This is a genomic window from Micromonospora sp. WMMA1998 (assembly GCF_027497375.1).
GTDB lineage: Bacteria > Actinomycetota > Actinomycetes > Mycobacteriales > Micromonosporaceae > Micromonospora > Micromonospora sediminicola.
In genome coordinates this window covers 5868189-5887258 of sequence record NZ_CP114911.1, presented here as the reverse complement: position 1 = coordinate 5887258, position 19070 = coordinate 5868189, and the positions used below count along the sequence as shown (strand labels likewise).

At 75.5% G+C, this 19070-nt stretch carries 19 protein-coding genes; 12 read left to right on the top strand and 7 right to left on the bottom strand.

Annotated features, from left to right (window positions below):
• Window positions 1–4: 4 nt before the first annotated feature.
• The 8 genes from O7600_RS27390 (at window position 5) to O7600_RS27355 (ending at window position 8946) form a co-directional block, all read left to right on the top strand.
• Window positions 5–1153 (top strand): exonuclease SbcCD subunit D, encoded by a 1149-nt coding sequence (locus O7600_RS27390; protein ID WP_281591280.1) that lies wholly within the window; start codon window positions 5–7, stop codon window positions 1151–1153.
• A complete protein-coding gene (locus O7600_RS27385; RefSeq protein WP_281591279.1) occupies window positions 1153–3627 on the top strand; it encodes an SMC family ATPase in 2475 nt (824 codons plus the stop codon). The genes O7600_RS27390 and O7600_RS27385 overlap by 1 nt, the downstream gene beginning before the upstream one ends.
• Complete coding sequence (locus O7600_RS27380) at window positions 3624–4586, top strand: hypothetical protein (RefSeq protein WP_281591278.1); 963 nt, start codon at window positions 3624–3626, stop codon at window positions 4584–4586. Before O7600_RS27385 ends, O7600_RS27380 begins: the two co-directional genes overlap by 4 nt.
• A complete protein-coding gene (locus O7600_RS27375) occupies window positions 4586–5443 on the top strand; it encodes a fused MFS/spermidine synthase (RefSeq protein WP_281591277.1) in 858 nt (285 codons plus the stop codon). Before O7600_RS27380 ends, O7600_RS27375 begins: the two co-directional genes overlap by 1 nt.
• Window positions 5444–5525: 82 nt before the next feature.
• Complete coding sequence (locus O7600_RS27370; protein ID WP_091579334.1) at window positions 5526–6227, top strand: sigma-70 family RNA polymerase sigma factor; 702 nt, start codon at window positions 5526–5528, stop codon at window positions 6225–6227.
• A complete protein-coding gene (locus tag O7600_RS27365) occupies window positions 6224–7006 on the top strand; it encodes a zf-HC2 domain-containing protein (RefSeq protein WP_281591276.1) in 783 nt (260 codons plus the stop codon). The genes O7600_RS27370 and O7600_RS27365 overlap by 4 nt, the downstream gene beginning before the upstream one ends.
• 202 nt (window positions 7007–7208) lie before the next feature.
• Window positions 7209–7862 carry a hypothetical protein gene (locus tag O7600_RS27360; RefSeq protein ID WP_281591275.1) on the top strand — a complete coding sequence of 218 codons (654 nt, stop codon included), beginning with the start codon at window positions 7209–7211 and terminating at the stop codon, window positions 7860–7862.
• A gap of 169 nt (window positions 7863–8031) precedes the next feature.
• Window positions 8032–8946 (top strand): DNA-3-methyladenine glycosylase, encoded by a 915-nt coding sequence (locus O7600_RS27355; protein ID WP_091579346.1) that lies wholly within the window; start codon window positions 8032–8034, stop codon window positions 8944–8946.
• 4 nt (window positions 8947–8950) lie between these two features.
• On the opposite strand, the gene O7600_RS27350 is transcribed toward O7600_RS27355, so the two are convergent.
• Complete coding sequence (locus tag O7600_RS27350; protein ID WP_281591274.1) at window positions 8951–9457, bottom strand: DUF1990 domain-containing protein; 507 nt, start codon at window positions 9455–9457, stop codon at window positions 8951–8953.
• A 48-nt stretch (window positions 9458–9505) separates the two neighbouring features.
• Here O7600_RS27350 and O7600_RS27345 point away from each other — a divergent pair, with 48 nt between their 5' ends.
• Window positions 9506–9991 (top strand): GNAT family N-acetyltransferase, encoded by a 486-nt coding sequence (locus tag O7600_RS27345; RefSeq protein ID WP_281591273.1) that lies wholly within the window; start codon window positions 9506–9508, stop codon window positions 9989–9991.
• Here the strand turns inward: O7600_RS27345 and O7600_RS27340 are convergent.
• Window positions 9966–10388, bottom strand: a complete 423-nt coding sequence (locus O7600_RS27340) for an SRPBCC family protein (protein ID WP_281591272.1) — start codon at window positions 10386–10388, stop codon at window positions 9966–9968. The genes O7600_RS27345 and O7600_RS27340 overlap by 26 nt on opposite strands.
• Window positions 10389–10500: 112 nt before the next feature.
• The gene (locus O7600_RS27335) at window positions 10501–10713 is read right to left on the bottom strand and encodes a hypothetical protein (protein WP_281591271.1); all 213 of its coding nucleotides are present in this window, start codon (window positions 10711–10713) and stop codon (window positions 10501–10503) included.
• A 135-nt stretch (window positions 10714–10848) separates the two neighbouring features.
• On the opposite strand from O7600_RS27335, the gene O7600_RS27330 reads away from it, so the two are divergent.
• On the top strand, window positions 10849–11961 hold the full coding sequence (locus O7600_RS27330) for an ATP-dependent DNA ligase (RefSeq protein WP_281591270.1): 1113 nt from the start codon (window positions 10849–10851) through the stop codon (window positions 11959–11961).
• Window positions 11962–11995: 34 nt separating this feature from the next.
• Window positions 11996–13585 carry an alpha/beta hydrolase gene (locus O7600_RS27325; protein ID WP_281591269.1) on the top strand — a complete coding sequence of 530 codons (1590 nt, stop codon included), beginning with the start codon at window positions 11996–11998 and terminating at the stop codon, window positions 13583–13585.
• A 60-nt stretch (window positions 13586–13645) separates the two neighbouring features.
• Here the strand turns inward: O7600_RS27325 and O7600_RS27320 are convergent, their stop codons facing one another.
• Window positions 13646–14098, bottom strand: coding sequence for a potassium channel family protein (locus O7600_RS27320; RefSeq protein WP_281591268.1), 453 nt, complete (start codon window positions 14096–14098; stop codon window positions 13646–13648).
• A 71-nt stretch (window positions 14099–14169) separates the two neighbouring features.
• Here O7600_RS27320 and O7600_RS27315 point away from each other — a divergent pair, with 71 nt between their 5' ends.
• Window positions 14170–14622, top strand: a complete 453-nt coding sequence (locus tag O7600_RS27315) for a GNAT family N-acetyltransferase (RefSeq protein ID WP_281591267.1) — start codon at window positions 14170–14172, stop codon at window positions 14620–14622.
• An 18-nt stretch (window positions 14623–14640) separates the two neighbouring features.
• Here O7600_RS27315 and O7600_RS27310 read toward each other — a convergent pair whose 3' ends face one another.
• Genes O7600_RS27310 through O7600_RS27300 form a run of 3 tightly spaced genes read right to left on the bottom strand, consistent with a single transcriptional unit; the run spans window position 14641 to window position 19060 of the window.
• Entirely contained in the window at window positions 14641–15354 is a 714-nt protein-coding gene (locus O7600_RS27310) for an ABC transporter ATP-binding protein (protein WP_281591266.1), read from the bottom strand.
• Window positions 15354–16346 carry an ABC transporter ATP-binding protein gene (locus O7600_RS27305; protein WP_281591265.1) on the bottom strand — a complete coding sequence of 331 codons (993 nt, stop codon included), beginning with the start codon at window positions 16344–16346 and terminating at the stop codon, window positions 15354–15356. The genes O7600_RS27310 and O7600_RS27305 overlap by 1 nt, the downstream gene beginning before the upstream one ends.
• A complete protein-coding gene (locus O7600_RS27300) occupies window positions 16346–19060 on the bottom strand; it encodes an FtsX-like permease family protein (RefSeq protein ID WP_281591264.1) in 2715 nt (904 codons plus the stop codon). Before O7600_RS27300 ends, O7600_RS27305 begins: the two co-directional genes overlap by 1 nt.
• Window positions 19061–19070: the final 10 nt, after the last annotated feature.

The window sequence follows — 19070 nt, the reverse complement described above, 5'->3', positions numbered from 1 at the left end:
CACCATGAAGATCCTGCACACCTCGGACTGGCACGTCGGCAAGGTCCTGAAGGGGCAGTCCCGGGCCGAGGAGCACACGCAGGTCCTCGCCCAGGTGATCGACATCGCCCGGGACGAGCGGCCCGACCTGGTCATCGTCGCCGGTGACCTCTACGACACCGCCGCGCCGACGCCGGAGGCGACCCGACTGGTGACCCGGGCGCTGACCGCGCTGCGGCGTACCGGGGCCGACGTGGTGGTGATCGGCGGCAACCACGACAACGGCGCGGCGCTCGACGCGCTGCGGCCGTGGGCCGACGCCGCCGGCATCACGCTGCGCGGCAGCGTCCGGGAGAACCCGGCCGAGCACGTCGTCGACGGGGTGACCCGCGACGGCGAGCGGTGGCAGGTCGCCGCACTGCCGTTCCTGTCCCAGCGCTACGCCGTCCGGGCGGTGGAGATGTACACGCTCACCCCCGCCGAGGCCAACCAGACCTACGCCGACCACCTCGGCCGGGTGCTCGGCAAGCTGGCCGAGGGGTTCACCGAGCCGGACCGGGTGCACCTGGTCACCGCCCACCTCACCGTGGTCGGGGCGAGCACCGGCGGTGGCGAGCGGGACGCGCACACCGTGCTCGGCTACGCGGTGCCGGCCACCGTGTTCCCCGGCAACGCGCACTACGTGGCGCTGGGCCACCTGCACCGCTCGCAGCGGGTCGTCGGGCCCTGCCCGATCCGCTACAGCGGCAGCCCGCTCGCTGTCGACTTCGGTGAGCAGGAGAACGTCGGCTCGGTGACGATCGTGGAGGTGACCGCGACGACGGCCGCCCGGGTCCGGGAGGTGCCGGTGCCCGGCGCGGTGCCGCTGCGCACGGTGCGCGGCACCCTCGCCCAGCTCGCCGAGATCGAGCCGCCGGAGGGCTGGCTGCGCGTCTACGTCCGGGAGCAGCCCCGGGCCGGGCTGCGCGAGGAGGTGCAGGAGCTGCTGCCCCGGGCGCTGGAGATCCGGATCGACCCGGAGCTGGTGCCGACGCCGGGCAGCGGCACCCGCACCGCCCAGCGGGCCGGCCGCTCGCCGCGCGACCTGTTCGCCGACTACCTGGGCAGCCGCGGGCACGCCGACGAGGACGTCCGGGAACTCTTCGACGAACTGCTCGAGGAGGTCGACCACTGATGCGGCCGATGCGACTGGACATGGCCGGCTTCACCGTCTTCCGCGACGAGACCACGGTCGACTTCACCGACGCCGACTTCTTCGCGCTCGTCGGCCCGACCGGCTCCGGCAAGTCCACGGTGCTCGACGCGATCTGCTTCGCCCTCTACGGCACGGTCCCCCGCTGGGGCGGCGCGCGAGGGCTGGCCAACGCGCTGGCGCCGTCGGCGACCGAGGCGCGGGTCCGGCTGGTCTTCGAGTCCGCCGGCGACCGTTACGTCGCCACCCGGGTGGTCCGTCGCGACGGCCGGGGCACGGTGAAGACGGCCAACGCCGGGCTCCAGCTCATGCCGCCGGGGTTCGACGTCACCAAGCTCGACACCGGGCTCAGCCCGGAGGACCTGGGCGAGGTGGTGGCCGGCACGCCGGCCGAGATGGAGCAGGCGGTGCTGGACGCGGTCGGGCTGCCGTACGAGCAGTTCACCTCCTGCGTGGTGCTGCCGCAGGGGCAGTTCGCCGACTTCCTGCACGCCAAGCCCGCCACCCGCCAGCAGATCCTGGTCAACCTGCTGGGGCTGGGCGTCTACGAGGAGGTCCAGAAGAAGGCGGTCGAACGCGCCGGGCAGGCCGAGGCGAAGCTGGAGGCGGTCGACAAGATGCTCGGCGGTCTCGCCGACGTCGACGACGACCGGCTGGCCGAGGCACGGGGCCGGGTCGAGCGGGTACGCGAGCTGGCCGGGGCGGTCGCGGCGGCCGTACCGGAGCTGGAGCGGGCCCGGGCGACGGCGGGTGAGCGGGCGGCGGCGCTGGCCGACCTCGACGCCGAGCTGGGCGTGCTGGACGGGGTGCGGGCGCCGGCGGGCATCGCCGAGCTGGCCCGCGCGGTGGCCGCCGCGCGGGTGGCCGCTGACGAGGCGGCCGCCGCGGTGGGGCTGGCCGAGGAGCGGGAGGAGAAGCTGCGCGGCGAGCTGGCGGCGGCCGGTGACGAGAGCGCGCTGCGCCTGCAGCTGCGGGCGTACGGCGACCGGGATCGGCTCACCGGCGAGGCGGCGACGGTCCGCGCGGCGGTGGAGGCGGCGCGGGCCGAGCACGACGCTGCGGTCGCGGCGCTGGCCTCGGCGCGGGCCGACGCGGAACGGGCCGAGGTCGAGCTGGAGGCGGCGTTCCGCGCGCACGAGGAGGCGAAGGCCGCCGACCAGGCGGTGGCGCTGCGGGCGCACCTGGTCGACGGCGCGCCCTGTCCGGTCTGCGAGCAGGTGGTGTCGACGGTGCCGGCGGCGCCGAAGGGCTCGGCGGTGACCCGGGCGATCGCGGCCGGCAAGGCGGCTCGGGTGGCCAGCGAGGCCGCCAAGCGGGTGGTGCAGGAGCGTGACGCCGCCGCCCGTGACCTGGACCGGGTGCTGCTGCGCGCCCGGGCCGAGCACGACCAGCTCGGGGCGCGGTTGGCCGAGCTGGACGGGCAGCTCGCCGACGCGCCCGCGCCGGACGCGCTGCGCGGGTCGCTGGCCGAGCACGCCCGGCTGCGGGCGGGGCTGGACGAGGCGGCCGGTGCGGTGCGGGCGGGCCGGGAGGCGGCCCGCCGGGCGCGGGGCGCGCTCGACGGCGCGCAGGACCGGTTGCGCCGGGCCTGGCGTGACTTCGACGCGGTCCGGGACGGGCTGGCCCGGTTCGGGCCGCCGGCCGCCGACCGGGACGACGTGGCCGCGGCGTGGGCGGCGCTGGCCGGTTGGGCGGGCGAGCAGGCCGACCGGCGGCGCGCCGACCGGGCCGGGCTGGCCGCCTCGGTGGAGGCGGCGGGGCGGACGGCGGCCGAGGTGGCCGACCGGATCGGCGCGTTGTTCACCGCGGCCGGGCTGGACGCGCCGGACGACCCGCTGCGCGACGTCGCGGTGGCGGTGGAACGGGCCGAGGCGGAGGTGCGCCGACTCACCGAGCGTCGTGAGCAGGCCGCCGACCTGCGCGAGCAGCGGGCCGGCCACGAGCGCCAGGCGCGGGTGGCCCGCGCGCTGGCCGGGCACCTGCGGGCCAACAACTTCGAGCGCTGGTTGCTCACCGAGGCGCTGGACCTGCTGGTCGACGGCGCGTCGCGGATCCTGCGGGAGCTGTCCGGCGGGCAGTACGACCTGGTCCACGACAAGGGCGAGTTCTTCGTGGTCGACCATCACGACGCCGGGCTGCGGCGCGGTGTGCGGACGCTGTCCGGCGGGGAGACGTTCCAGGCGTCGCTGGCCCTGGCGCTGGCGCTGTCGGAGCAACTGGCCGGCATGTCGACCAGCGCCGCGAGCCTGGAGTCGATCGTCCTGGACGAGGGCTTCGGCACGTTGGACGCGGCGACGCTGGACACGGTCGCGGCCACGCTGGAGAACCTGGCCGCCCGGGGTGACCGGATGGTGGGTGTGGTCACCCACGTGCCGGCCCTGGCGGAGCGGATCCCGGTCCGCTTCGAGGTCCGCAAGGACGCGCGCACGGCCCGCGTCGAACGGACCGGCCTGTGACCCCGAAGTTCTTCGTCGACACGTGGGACCCGGCGTACGGCGCGTCGTTCGAGGCGGCGGGTGGGTCCGGTCCGGCCGCGCCGAGCAGCGCCCAGGTCGACGCGGACGTCGAGCTGCCGGCGACCGACTGGCGGGCGATCGACGCCCGCCCGGACGTGCGCGCGCCGGATGTGGTGCTGCTGGTCGACGGCGTGCGCCGGATCGACGCCAGCGTGTGGACCGCCGAGGAGGACGGCGGCTCGTTCCCCGGCATCGCCGCCTCGTACGCCGCCGGGGTGGTCCGCTGCGACCTGGACCGGGGCGCCGCCGAGCTGGCCGGCGCCCGGGTGGGCCGGGGGCTGTTCACGGCCAGCCCGTCGGCGCAGGACGTGGTGGCCGGGGCGATCCGCTACCCGGTGCACCGGGTCTCCGGCACCGGCGAGCTGAGCAAGCTGCCGGCCGCGGTGCAGGCCCCGCTCACCGCGCTGGAGGTGGCCGTCTCGGACGCGGTCCGCACCGACGGCGACCTGCTGGTGGTGGACGGTCCGCTGCGCAGCCGGCGGAACCTGCCGCGCACGCTCGGCTACATCAAGACCCAGCACAGCCAGTACCTGGACGCCCGGCTCACCGCGGTGGTGACCGGGCTGGCGCCGGGCCAGCGCTGTCCGGTGTTCCGGCTGGGCACGGCGTGGGGCGGCTGGTCCTGGTACCTGCGGCTGCCGGTGGCCGCCGGGGCGCCGTGGGCGGGCATCGTGCGGATGGAGTGCTCGGCCGACCTGACCGTCCCGGAGGCGGTCGCGCTGGCCGACCTGTCGCTGGTCACGCTGCCCCGGTTCGCGTCCACCCCGTACAAGGACCCGCGTGCCCCGCAGAACCTGGTGCCGATCGCCGGGCTGGAGCGCCGGCTGCGCGGGATGCTCGGCGACGCCCGGCTGCTGCACCGGGTGCTCACCGGGGCGGCGCGCGGGATCCGGCGCTGATGGGCCGGCGACGCGACGACGACCGGGTGGTGGCCGACGTCGACACCGGCCGGGCCGAGCTGGTGCCGGACCGGGACCGCCCGGGCTCCTGGACGCTGCTGCTGGACGGCGCGCCGCAGTCCCACGTGGACCTGGGCGACCCGACCCACCTGGAGTTCGAGTACGTCCGGCGACTGGCCGCCGCGCTCGACGTGGTGGCGCCGGCGGGCACGCCGCTGCGGGTGCTGCACCTGGGCGGCGGCGCGCTCACCCTGCCCCGCTACGTGCAGGCCACCCGGCCCGGCTCGACGCAGCGCGTGTCCGAGGTGGACGGCGCGTTGGTGGACCTGGTCCGCCGTGCCCTGCCCTGGCCGTCCGACCCCCGCCTGAAGGTGCGGGTGGCGGACGCCCGCGCGACGCTGACGTCCAGCCGGGACGGGGCGTACGACGTGATCGTGGCGGACGTGTTCGCCGGCGCCCGCACCCCGGCGCACCTGACCTCCGTCGAGTTCGCCGCGCAGGTGGCCCGGGTGCTCGCGCCCGACGGCTGCTACCTGGCGAACATCGCCGACGGGCCGCCGCTGCGGCACGCCCGTGGGCAGGTCGCCACCGTGCGTACCGTGTTGCCCCGGGCCTGCCTGGTGGCCGACGCGGCGGTGCTGCGCGGCCGGCGGTACGGCAACCTGGTGCTGGTGGCGTCCCGGGTGGAGCCGCCGGTGCCGGAGCTGACCCGACGCGCGGCCGGCGACTGGTTCCCCGGCCGGGTGGTGGCCGGCGCGGACCTGGACCGGTTCGCTGGCGGCGTCGCGGTGGTGCGCGACGCGGACGCCGTCGACTCCACTCCGCCGCCGCCGGGAATTTTTTCGGTCGATCGTTGATCCGATCGGCGGGTCGCTGCGTATCACCGGGCGGCCATGCCCGTGGGGGGCCGGCTGATGTCATTGGACACCGGAGGTCTGCATGCATGCGGTGGCGGCCGGCTGGCACGGCGAGGTGGCGAGGCCCGAGTGGATGTTCGCCCGGGCGCAGCCACACTCGCGCGCGTCGCGCTCGGGACGGGGGGTCGACGCCCGCCCCGCGGATCGCCAGAATGACCCGGTGCCGCCGCGACCCGCCCCCGGACGCCACCAGGCGACCTCCGCCGAGGCCAGCCACTCGGACCAGCTGATCCGGCTGCTCTACGCGGAGCACGCCGGGCCGCTGCTGATGTTCGTGATGCGGCTGACCGGCGGGGACCGGCAGCGCGCCGAGGACATCGTGCAGGAGACGCTGCTGCGGGCCTGGCGCAACGCGCACCGCCTCGGCGTGCAGGGTGGTCAGGGCTCGCTGCGGCCGTGGCTGGTGACGGTGGCCCGGCGGATCGCGATCGACGAGCACCGCAGTGAGCAGGCCCGGCCGGCGGAGACGTACGACCGGGACCTGACCGCGTTCGCGGAGGCGGACAGCACCGACCGGGTGTTGCGCACGATGACCGTGGCGGACGCGCTGCGTACGCTGAGCCAGTCCCACCGGGAGATCCTGGTGGCGACGTACTTCCGGGGTCGTACCGTACCCGAGGCGGCCGAGGAGCTGGGCCTTCCGCTCGGCACCGCGAAGTCACGGGTCTACTACGCGCTGCGCGCGCTGCGCACGGCTCTGCAGGAGAGGGGGGTGACGGAATGAGCCGGGCCGACCACATGGACGTCGCCGCGTACGCGCTCGGCGTGCTGGACCCGCAGGACACGGAGCGGTTCGAGGAGCACCTGGCCACCTGCTGGGCGTGCGCGGCGGAGTTGGAGACGATGGTCCCGGTGGTGGGGCTGCTCTCCGGCATCGACGGCGAGGCGATGGCCGCGCTGGAGCAGACCCACACCGACCCGGCGCTGCTGGACCGGACGCTGGTGGCCGTGCGGCGGGACCGCCGGCGTACCCGGGTCCGGCAGTTGCTGGCCACGGCGGCGGCCGTGGTGGTCTTCGGCGGCCTGAGCGGCGTCGCGGCCGGCATGCTCGGCGACGACTCGCCGCCGGTGCCCCAGGCCGAGCCGACGCCGCCCGTGCCGACCTCGGCGCCGAGCAGCGGCCCGGCCGACCCGAACGCCCCGGGCGTCGGCGGCGACAAGGAGATCGAGGGCGAAGAGCACAGCGCCACCGACCCCGGCACCGGCGTGCAGACCACCATGTGGCTGGCGAAGAAGGAGTACGGCACGCAGATCGCGGTGCAGCTCGGCCGCCTGCCGGGGCCGCGCACCTGCCGGCTGGTGGTGGTGCGCAAGAACGCCACGAGCGAGGTGGTGTCCACCTGGTCGGTGCCGGGCAACGGCTACGGCACCAACCAGAACCCGCTCACGTTGCAGTTGAGCGCGTCCACCTCGGCCCCGCTCGGCGACATCGAGAAGGTCCAGGTGCAGTCGGTCGACGTCAACGGGGTGGCGAGCCCGCTGGTGACCGTCTCCGACCTCTGAGTGCACCGCGCCGACGGCGCCGGGCGGCCTGACCGCCTGGCGCCGTCGCGTCGTTTTCGTTCCGTCCCCTCGCGCTGCCGCACGCGCGCCGGGACGGAACGGTTCAACGGGTCCACTGTGAAATGGACCACCGTTTTGACTTCAACCTTGACAGCGCCGCTGCCCGTACTACCCGACGAACTGCCAGAATCGAGGAGGGCACGTGGCACACCACAAGCGGACGACCGTCATCGTCGCGAGCGCGATGGTCGCACTGACGGCCTGCGCCCCCGCGGGCTACAACGGGGCGAACTCGGGCGCGGCGGAGCCGGTGGCCGTCGCCGCGGCCGAACCGACCGCGGCGGCCGAACCGGAGGCGTCGGCGGCACCCGAGGCGCCCGCCGCCGACCAGGCACCCCCGTCCGACGTGAAGCTCACCGACGAGCTGGTCGGCAAAAAGCTGCCCCGGATGGGCCAGGTCGTCACCGACCAGGACGGCTGGGTGCTGTACCGGTTCGACAAGGACTCGGCCGACCCGGCGCAGTCCAACTGCGTGGACAAGTGCGCCGAGGTGTGGCCGCCGGCGCTGACCGACGGCAACCCGCAGCTGCAGGGCGTCTCGGACGACAAGGTCGGCACGGTCACCCGACAGGACGGCACCCGGCAGATCACCATCGGGGACTGGCCGGTCTACCGCTACATCGGGGACAAGAAGCCGGGCCAGTGGAAGGGCCAGGGCGTCGGCGGCACCTGGTTCGTGGTCGACCCCAACGGCAAGAAGAACCTGACCTGCCTGCCGACCGGCACGCCGAAGCCGGTCGCCCCGCCGGCGTCGGGCGACGGCGACTCGGGCGGCGGCTCGACCTACTCGTACTGACGCACCTGTTCACGGTGACCGGTCGCCGCCGGGGAGGGCGCGGCCGGTCACCGTCGTGGACCCGGAAGGCGGGGCGTACCGGCATCGCCCCGCCTTCCGGCACGAGCACCGCCGCGCCCCGAGCGGCGGTGTCGGCCGTCACGGCCGGGCCGCGTGGCAGAGTGGCGGGGTGACCTCGCCCGCCGCCCGCCGGACGCTGCGCCCTCCGGCCGGCTACCGACTGGCCGCCTCGGTGCGCGCGCTGACCTTCAGCCCGTACGACCCGTGCGCGCGGATCGCCGCCGGGAGCTTCTGGTGGGCCACCCGCACCCCGGACGGGCCGGCCACCCTGGCGCTGCGTCCGGAGGCCGGCGACCTGGTCGCCGAGGGGTACGGGCCGGGCGCGGCGTGGGTTCTCGAGCGGGCCGACCGGGTGGCCGGGCTGCGCGACGACCTGACCGGGTTCGCCGCGCTGGCCGCCGCGCACCCGTTGGTCGCCCGGCTGGCCCACGAGCACCACGGGCTGCGGATGCCCGCCACCGGTCAGGTCTTCCCCCGGCTGCTGCGGGCGGTGTTCGAGCAGAAGGTCACCGGCAAGGAGGCCTACCGGGCGTACGCGGCGACCGTGCGGCACTTCCGCGAGGCGGCGCCGGGCCCGCTGCAACCGCTGCTGCTGCCGCCCGAGCCGGCCGCGGTGGCGGCCACGCCGTACTGGGTCTTCCACCCGTTCGGGGTCGAGCAGCGGCGGGCCGACACGCTGCGGCGCGCCGCCGCCGTAGCGGACCGGCTGGAACGCTGCGCCGACGCGGCCGAGGCCACCCGCCGGCTCACCGCCGTCCCCGGCATCGGGCCGTGGACCGCCGCCGAGGTGGTGCGGATCGCGTACGGGGACCCGGACGCGGTCAGCGTCGGCGACTACCACGTGCCGAACACGGTGGCCTGGGCGCTGGCCGGGGAACCGCGCGGCGACGACGCCCGGATGCTGGCGCTGCTGGAACCGTTCCGGGGGCACCGGGGTCGGGTGTGCGTGCTGCTGGAGGCGGCCGGGATCCAGGCGCCGAAGTACGGCCCGCGCGCCCCGATCCGTTCCTTCGCCCGCTACTGACCGCTCACCGGCGGGCGCACAGCCGGCGCAGCGTACGCCCCAACCACCAGGCGTACCCCAGTTGGAAGCCCCGGGTGACTGGGCCGGCGGCGCGCACGTACCAGCGGGCCGGCCGGCTGAACGCGGTCACCTCGAACCAGGTGCCGTCGGGGCCCCGGGTGACCAGGAACGCCTCCTCGCCGATCTCCGGGTGCCCGGGCAGGGTGCCGTAGCCGAACCCGGCCCGGTCCGGCTCGTCCACCGTCCAGACCACCTCGGTCGGCCCCCAGAGCCGCGCCGGGCCGACGCCCAGCCCCGGGGTGACCCGGACGCCGGGGGCGGCGCGCGGGGCGTCGGTGCGCATCACCACGCCGGCGGCGCGGTGCAGCCGCCAGCCGAGGACCGCGTCCGCCGCGAGCGGGAAGCCGCCGTCGGGCAGCCGGACCCGGTGGCGCAGGTGGTGGTAGCCGGCCGGCAGGTCGCCGCCGCGGGTCGCACCCACCTCGGCGTACGTCAGTTCGGACCTCTGCACACCCGCCAGGGTACGACCCGCCCGGGCCGGTTGTGGTGAGCTGTGCCGGTGACCGACGTGACCATCGCCCCCGCCGTCGTCGCCGACGCCGGCGAGATCCTCACCGTGCAACGCGCCGCCTACCTGGTCGAGGCGCAGCGCTACCGGGACGTGTTCCTGCCCCCGCTCACCGAGACGCTGGACGAGGTCCGGGCGGCGCTGACCGGCCCGGACGTGGTGCTCGCCGCCCGCCGCGGCCCCCGCCTGGTCGGCTCGGTGCGGGCCCGCATCGACGGGGACACCGCCCACGTCGGCCGTCTCTCGGTCGCCCCGGACCAGCAGGGACACGGCGTCGGCGGCCGGCTGCTCGCCGCGGTCGAGCAGGCCTGCGCCGGCCGGGTGGCCCGGTTCGCGCTGTTCACCGGCGCGCAGAGCGCGGAGAACCTGGGGCTGTACGCCCGGCGCGGCTACCGGGTGGTGACCCACCGCCCGGACGAGAACGGCAACGGCCTGGCGGTGCTGGAGAAGCTCAGCCCCGCTCGCAGCGACGCCTGAGGCCGTCCGCCTCCTGCCGCAGGTAGCGGCGCATGGTCGAGCCGCCGAGCAGCCCGACCAGCCCGGCCAGCGGGCCGCTCTGCGTCAGCGTCAGCTCGGCCCGGGTCCGCCCGTCGGCCAGCCGCACCAGGCGGTGCTCGCCCCGACTGCGCACGCCCGGGCTCGCGGACTCCCAGACGAACGCGTACGGCGGGTCGATCTCGGTGACCCGCCAGACCGCCGGCCGCAGCCGGGGCTGTGTCAACCGGGTGGTCGAACCGAGGGCGAGCGGGCCGGGCTCCAGGCGACGGGCGGCGGTGACCGAGGGCGTCCACTCGGGCCAGCGCTCGACGTCGCTCTGCACCGCCCAGACCTGGTCGACGTCGGCGGCGATCTCGACGGACTCGACGAACCGCATGGCGTCCCTCCCCCGTGGACAGTTCGCCCCACCCTACGCCCGCCCAGCCGCCCGCCGGATCCCGCACGGCTGACGTCGGGGGCGCCGGCGGCAGCCCGGGGCGGCCGGCGGGTCAGGCGGCCTCGTGGAGGTCGGCCAGGCCGACCGGGGCGTACCGGCGGAGCAGCCGTTCCAGCTCGGTCACCGAGCCGACCTCGCCGACGACGTTCGCGCCGCCGCCGTGCTCCGGCGGGTAGCGGTGCGCCAGCCGGTAGCGGTAGCGCCCGCGCACCAGCTCGACGCTGACCCGCCAGCGCCCGCAGCATCCGCAACTCCACTCCGGCACGCCGCGACGGTAGCTCTGACCTGCGGTTCCATCATCCGGGCGGCGGTGACGAACAGGGCCGGGGCGGGACACGCCGCCCGGCGCGGGTGGTGATCTGGCTCACCACCGTCGGTGGGGTCTGGTTGACTGGTCGCCGTGGACCTGCCGATCAACCCCCCGGTCGAGCCGATGCTGGCCAAGAGCGTGGCCGAGCTGCCCACCGATCCCGGCCTGACGTACGAGCCGAAGTGGGACGGCTTCCGCTGCATCATCTTCCGCGACGGCGACGAGGTCGAGCTGGCCAGCCGGGGCGGCAAGTCGATGACCCGCTACTTCCCCGAGGTGGTCGAGCAGGCGCTCCGCCAGCTCCCGCCCCGGTGCGCGGTCGACGGCGAGCTGATCGTGATCCGTCGGGACGGCCCCGGCGGGCAGCCGCGGCTCGACTTCGAACTGCTGGCCCAGCGGATCCACCCGGCCGCCTCCCGGGTGAAGCTGCTGGCCGAGACCACCCCGGCCGACTTCGTCGCGTTCGACCTGCTCGCGCTGGACGACGAGCTGCTCACCGACCGGCCCTACCCGCGGCGCCGGGAGCGGTTGGAGCGGGCCCTGGCCGGGGTCCGCCCGCCGGTGCACGTGACGCAGGTGACCACCGACCCGGAGACGGCCCGGCGCTGGTTCGAGGTGTTCGAGGGCGCCGGGCTGGACGGTCTCATCGTCAAACCGGCCGACCTGCCCTACGAGCCGGGCAAGCGGTTGATGGCCAAGGTCAAGCACGCGCGCACCATGGACGCGGTGGTGGCCGGCTTCCGCTGGCACAAGTCCGGTCCGGTGGTGGGCTCGCTGCTGCTCGGCCTCCACGACGACGGCGGGGTGCTGCACCACATCGGTGTCAGCTCCTCGTTCACCATGGCCCGCCGCCAGGAGCTGCTCGACGAGTTGGAGCCCTATCGCGAGGTGGGTGGCGGTCACCCGTGGGTGCACGGCGACCACGAGCGGGGGCAACGCATCCCGGGCGGGGTGAGCCGGTGGACCGGCGGCAAGAACCTGGAGTGGGAGCCGTTGCGCCCCGAGCTGGTGGTGGAGGTGGCCTACGACGCGATGGAGGGCGACCGGCTGCGGCACACCGCCCGGTTCCTGCGCTGGCGGCCCGACCGCGACCCGCGCTCCTGCGACTACGGCCAGCTCGACCGGCCGATCCGCTACGACGTCGACGAGGTGCTGCGCGGGGATCCGGCGGCGACGGTGAGCGACGCCACCGGCCGGGCGTAGCCTGGCGGTCGACACGATCATGGAAGGCGCCCACGTGACAGGCTTCCCCGACCGGACCCGCCGGTTCCGCCCCACGCTGGCCGCGTTCGTGGCCGCGGTGGTCCTCACCGCCGGCTGCACGCTGCCGGCGTTCGCCCCGCGCGCCGAGAGTGAGGGCGAGGCGGCCCCGCCGGGCAGCGCGCCCACCTGGCGGTCCTGCCCGGAGGTGCCCGACGAGCTGGTCGGCCGGGGCGCGGCCGACATGCGTTACGAGTGCGCCCGGATCGCCGTGCCCCGAAACTGGGGCACCGGGGCGACGACCGGCGCCACCGCCGGGCCGGGCACCGGCGAGACGTTCGAGATCGCGCTGATCCGGATCCGCTCCACCAAGCAGCGCGACCGGATCGGGTCGCTGGTGGTGAACCCGGGCGGCCCCGGCGCGTCGGGCGTCGACACGGCGGTCTATCTCTCCTTCGGCCCGGCGTTCGGTGGTCTGCCGACCGCGGTCACCGACCGGTTCGACATCGTCGGCTTCGACCCGCGCGGGGTGGCCCGGTCCAGCCCGGTGAAGTGCATCCCCGACGCCGACCTGGACGCCAGCTTCGGCTACGCCCCCGACCCGGAGAGCCAGGCGTCCTTCGACGGCCTCGTCGACCTCAACCGGCGCATCGGTCAGCGGTGCGGCGCCAAGTACGGCGACCAGCTGCCGCTCTACGGCACCGAGCAGGCCGCGCGGGACATGGACGCGGTCCGCGCGGCGGTCGGCGACGACAAGCTCACCTACCTCGGCTACTCCTACGGCACCCTGCTCGGCGCCACCTACGCCCAGCTCTACCCGCAGCGGGTGCGGGCCCTGGTGCTCGACGGCGCGGTCGACCCGCGGCAGAAGCTGATCGCCGGGTCGGAGAGCCAGGCGAAGGGATTCGAGCGGGCGTTCGACAACTTCTCCCGGTGGTGCGCGGCGAACGCCGGCCGCTGCCCGATCGCGCCGGACGCCCGCGGCGCGGTCACCGCCGCGATCGACAAGGCCACCACCTCCCCGGTACGCGGCCAGGACGGCCGGGAGGCCACCGCCGGCTGGGTGTTCTACGCGGTGATCTCCTCCCTCTACACCGAGCAGGGCTGGCAGGAGCTGGCCGGGGCGATCGACGACCTGCGGGGCGGCGACCCGGACGGGGTGTTCAAGCTGGCCGACGCGTACGCGGGTCGCGAGGACGACGGCCACTACTCCAACCTGTTCGACGCCAACCTGGCGGTCAACTGCGCGGACGAGACCGAGAAGCCGACCCGGGAGAAGGTGCGGTCGTTGCAGTCGCAGTGGCGGCAGAAATACCCGCTGTTCGGTCCGGCGCTGGCCGTGGGGATGCTCGGCTGTGTGGAGTGGCCCGGCGGGCGCGACCCCTACCCGACCGGGCGGGCGACCGGCGCGCCGCCGATCCTGGTGGTCGGCACCACCGGCGACCCGGCCACGCCCTACGAGCAGACCGCCGCGCTGGCCTCGATGCTGGGCGTCGGTCGGGTGCTCACCTGGGAGGGCGAGGGGCACACCGCCTACCCGCAGACCTCGTGCGTGACCGCGGCCGTCGACGCGTACCTGATCTCGCTCGCCGTTCCCCGGGAGGGGCTGCGCTGCCCCGCCCGGTGACGGCGCGGTCCACCGGTGGTGGGCGCCGCGCAGCCGGTCGGCACGGCTGCGCGGCGGGCCTCACCGGCGCCGGCGGCGGCGGTCGCCGGGCGCGACCTCGGGCAGCACGACGCCCTGCCGGGCGGCCATCTCCTCGACCAGGACCCGCAGCCGCCGCACGTCCGCCTTCAGCTCCTCCTGCTCGGCGTGCTCGAACGCGTCGTCGTCGACGATCAGCCGGCTGGCGAAGTGCGCGGTGATCAGCGGGATCACCAGCAGCACCATGGTGGAGATGAGCAGCGCGGCCAGGACCCGGCCGCCGAACGTGGTCGGGGAGATGTCGCCGTACCCGACGGTCGACGCGGTCACCACCGCCCACCAGACCGAATCCGGGGCGCTCTTGTGCTCGAAGTGGCTGTAGAGCACGCCCGCCACCACGATCATCAGCAGGTACGACGTGATCAGCGTGCGCGGCGAGTTGGCGAACCAGACCAGGCCCCGGTAGATCCAGCGGAACGGCAGCAGGAGGTCCATGGCGTCATGCTGCCCGGTGCCGGCAAGCGCCGCATGCCCATCGCCCGGTGTCGCTGTGCCAGGCTGCCGGGGTGACCGATGTGATCTTCCGGGACGCCACCCGGGCCGACCTGCCGGCCGTGCTCGCCCTGCTCGCCGACGACGTGCTGGGCCGCGACCGCGACCTCCCCGAGGTGGACGCCGCCTACGAGCGGGCCTTCGCCGACCTCGACGCCGACCCCCGTAACCACCTGGTCGTCGCCGAGGTCGACGGCGAGCCGGCCGGCTGTTTCCAGCTCACGTACATCCCCGGGCTGGGCCGGCACGGCGCGGAACGGTGCCTGATCGAGTCCGTGCGGGTCCGCTCCGACCTGCGCGGCCGGGGGCTGGGCCGGGTCATGATGCGCTGGGCGATCGACCAGGCTCGGGCCCGCGGCTGCGCGTTGGTGCAGCTCACCACCGACAAGCAGCGCGCCGACGCGCACCGGTTCTATCGCGGCCTGGGCTTCGTCGCCAGCCACGAGGGCATGAAGCTGGCGCTCTGACCCGGCCGGCGGGACGGATCAGTCGACCACCAGCCGGCCGTCGCGCAGCGTGAGGGTCCGGTCGGCCATCTCGATCAGCGCCGGGTCGTGCGTGGCGACCAGCGCGGTCATGCCCCGGGCGTGCACCACGGCCCGGAGCAGGTCCATGATCGAGCGGCCGGTCTCGGAGTCGAGCTGGCCGGTCGGCTCGTCGGCGATGAGCAGGTCCGGCTCGTTGGCCAGTGCCCGGGCGACCGCCACCCGCTGCTGCTGCCCGCCGGACAGCTCGTACGGGCGCTGCGTGGCGTGCCCGCCCAGCCCGACCAGCTCCAGCAGCACCGCCACCCGCTGCTCCCGCTCGGCCGCCGGCACCTTGGCCAGCCGCAGCGGCACCCCGACGTTCTCGGCCGCGGACAGGATCGGCACCAGCCCGAACGTCTGGAAGACGAAGCCGACGGTGCCCCGGCGCAGCGCCAGCAGCTCCTTCTCCCCGGCGGCGCTGACCTCGCGCCCGGCCACCTCGATCCGCCCTGCGTCCGGCCGGTCCAGGCCGCCGACCATGTTCAGCAGCGTGGTCTTGCCGGCGCCGGAGCGGCCCCGCACCGCGACCAGCTCGCCGCGCCGGGCGGTGAACGACACGTCCCGCACGGCGTGCACCGCGTGCTCGCCCCGGCCGAAGGTGCGACTCACCCCCTCGACCCGTACCACGTCCTCGACGCTCGTCGCCGGCAGCACCACGGTCTGCTCGGTCATCACTCACTCTCCTCGGCGTGCGTCCGGTCGCCGGGCCGCACCTCGACGTGGTCGGGTTCCAGGTTGAGCCGGACCCGGTCCCGCAGCGACAGCGCCTCCACGAACGGCGCCGGCAACTGCATCCGGCCGGTCCGGTCGAGCACCGCGTACTCCTCGCTGACCAGCTCGGTGCCGCCGTCGGCGGTGACCCGCGCGGTTCGGCGTACCTCGGAGGCGGTCCGCCCGTCGCGGATGGCGACGGTCCGGCGGACCTGCCCGGCCACGGCGTGGTCGTGGGTGACCACCACGATGGTCACCCCCAGCTCGGCGTTGATGGTGCGCAGCGCGGCGAACACCTCCGCGCCGGTGGCCTCGTCCAGCTCGCCGGTCGGCTCGTCGGCGAAGAGGATCTCCGGGTCGTTGGCCACCGCCACGGCCACCGCGCACCGCTGCTGCTCGCCGCCGCTCATCTGCCCCGGTCGACGGTCCGCGCAGTAGCCGACCCCGACCAGGTCGAGCAGCCGGCGCGCCCGCTCCCGCCGCTCCCGCCGGCCGCCGTGCCGCCCGGCCAGCTTCATCGGCAGCTCCACGTTCTCCACCGCGCTCAGGTACGGCAGCAGGTTGCGGCCGGTCTGCTGCCAGATGAAGCCGACCATCTCCCGCCGGTACGCCAGCCGCTTGGAGTGCGACAGGGCGAGCAGGTCGTAGTCGGCGACCCGGGCGATGCCGGCGGTCGGCGTGTCCAACCCGGACAGGATGTTCAGCAGGGTGGACTTGCCGGAGCCGGAGGCGCCGACGATCGCGACCAGCTCACCCCGGTCGATGACCAGGTCGAGTCCCTGCAGGGCGACGACCTCGACGCCCTCGGTCTTGAAGATGCGGACCAGGCCGTCGCAGACGATGTGCCCGCGCAGGCGGTCCTCTCCGCCGGCGCGCTCGGCCGCCCGGCGGGCGGCCTGCCGCTGGAGCGCGGCCAGGTCCGGCACCGTCGCGGTGCTCGCGGTAGTGGTCATCAGCTCTCCTCTCCGAGCCGGAGCGCCTCGCCGAGGCGCGTCCGACGGTTGTTCAGGGCCTCGACGACGATCGCGAAGCCGAGGGCGACCGCACCGAGCACGACGACGCCGACGACCAGGCGTGGTTCGAACGCCACCTCGACGGGTGCGCCGCCGGTGAAGGCGGACAGGCCGAGCACCGGATTGAGCAGGAGCGGCAGCAGCGCCCCGACCACCGCGCCGGTGACCACCGCCACGCCGACCAACGGACCGAGTTCCACCAGCAGCAGCCCACGCGACTGGCCCCGGGACAGGCCCAGCGTGCGCAGCTGGGACAGTGCCTGCCCCCGGGCGCGGGCGCCGGCCAGTACCACGAACGCGACGGCCAGCAGGCCCAACGCCGTTCCGACGACGGCGCCGGCGGTGAAGCCAAAGCCCAGGACCGCGTTCACCCCGCCCTCGCCGACCTGCCGACGCGCCTGGGTCCAGGTGGTCACCTCGACGTCGAGCGGTTGTTCCCGTCCGACGATCGTCCCCTCCCGCGCGAAGCGGCGCTGCCCCTCGTTGCCGACCCGGCGCAGCTCCGACACGTCGAGCCGGTCGCCGGCCACCAGGAAGCCGGTCGGCGTCACGTCGGTCGTCCGGCGGGGCAGTTGCTGCCACGGCAGGACGACGAACCGGGTCGTCTCGCCGCGCAGCAGCGGGAAGCTGTCCGCCCGCGCGGCCACCCGGAACTCGTACCGCTGCCCCTGCACACCGACGAAGGCGGAGCCGTCGCGGCCGGCGGCGGCCAGATCCGCCGCGACCGCCGGCGACACGACCGCCGGCAGCGGTCCCGCGTCGCCGCTGCCGAGCAGCGCGTCCGGCACCCCGACCGGCACGTCGGCGTCCCGGACCAGGGCGTCCAGCTCCGGCCCGTTCACCAGCAACACGCTCACCTCACCGACCCGCAGGTCGGTGCCGTCCTCGTCGGTGGCGAGCCGTTGGCCCGCCTCCTGCAGGATCGGGGAGGCCCGCCGTACGCCCGGCAGCCGCGCCAGCTCCGCACCGGTGTCCGGGGCGAGCCGCTCACCCCGGATCAGCCCGTCCGCCGGCACCTGCCGCGCGGCCACCCGGTCCCGGCTCGCCTCCACCCCGGCGGCGACCACACCGCAGAAGGCGGCGCTGGCGACCGCCAGCACCACGACCACCAGCGGTGTGGTGACCACGGCGCGGGCGCCGCGCGCGGAGCCGAGGAAGGCGACGCTGCCCCGGGTCCGGGCGGCCAGTCGGCCGAGCAGTCGCAGCGGCCACGGGTACAGCCGGATCGTCAGCACCGCCGCGGCGACCGCGAGCAGCACCGGAACCGACACCAGGAGCGGGTCCACCACGCCCGGCACCAGACCACGCCGGCGCAGCAGCAGCACGCCGATCACGGCGAGCAGCACCAGCCCGGCCTCCATGGTGATCCGTCGGGCGGACGGACGCATGGTCACCAGGTCCCGCCGCTGCGCGACGCCGGTCGGCAGGGCGAGGGTCGCCAGCGGCAGCGCCAGGACGATCAGCAGGGTGGCGGCCACGGCGGCGGTGGGCACCGACTCCGCGGCCGGGCCGGGCGCGAGGTTCCCGAGCGCGAAACCGGCGACGGCTGCCGGCAGCAGCACCAGCAACGACTCGGACAGACTGCGCCGGGCTCCGACGAGGGCGGTGCCGCCGCGCGCCCGCAGCAGGGTGAACTCGGTACGCCGGCGGCGTACGGTCAGCCCGGCCGCCAGGATCACCAGGCCGGCCAGCGCGCCCAGCGCGCCGGTGGCGGACACCGCGAGAACCGTACGGACGGACGCCACCTGGTCCTGGAACTGCCGAAGCGGGATGTCGAGCCCCTGGGTGAACGCGCGGCCCTGGGCCTGCCGGCCCATCCGGTCGATGTCGCCGATGAGCCGGTCCGCGTCCACGGCGTGGATCCCGCTCGCGCCCATCCGGTAGCGCCAGGCGAACCGCAGGCCCCACCCGTCGGCGGAGAGCCGGTCCAGCGTCGCCTGGTCGACCACGCCGAGCGCGACGAACGGTTGCCCGTCGCCGGGCGGCTCGATGACGCGAAGTGCCTGGGGCAGCCCGTCCCAGAACCCCCCGGCACGGTCGCGGGGCTCGTAGACGCCCACCACCAGCGCCCGGACCGGATCCGGGGCGCCCTCGGGGGTCGCCGACTGTGGTCCGGCGAGGGTGAGCCTGCTGCCGACCCGCAGGTTCAGCTTGCCGGCCACCTCGGCGGCCAGCGCGATCTCCACCGGGTCCTCGGCCGTGGCCGTGGGGTCCGGCCAGCGCCCGCCGGTCAGGCGGCCCGCCTCGGCGACGCCCGGCATGCTCCGCAGGCTCAGATCGACCAGGAGGTTCCGCGCGGCGAGGTCCGGCCCGGTCAGCCGGCCCGGGTCGGTCTCCGCGGTGAACCACCGCTGGTCGACCAACGCCCGCACCGGCGGCGGCATCTCGTCCTGCAGCCGCGGCAGGTCGGCCGCGAACGCCTCCATCAGGGACGTGCCGTTACCCGCGTTGAAGATCGTGTCGGTCGCGTACGTCACGTCGCGGACGGTGGCCGGCTGGCTCCGCAGGAAACTCTGCAGGCCCGCCTCGGTGCGTCCGTTCACCAACCGCGGCACGCCGGCGATCAGCGCCAACGTGACCGCCGCCAGGGCGGCGAGCAACAGGAACTGTCCGCCGTAGGCACGGACCCGGCGGGCGACCGCGCCGATGCTCATCGTGCCTCCT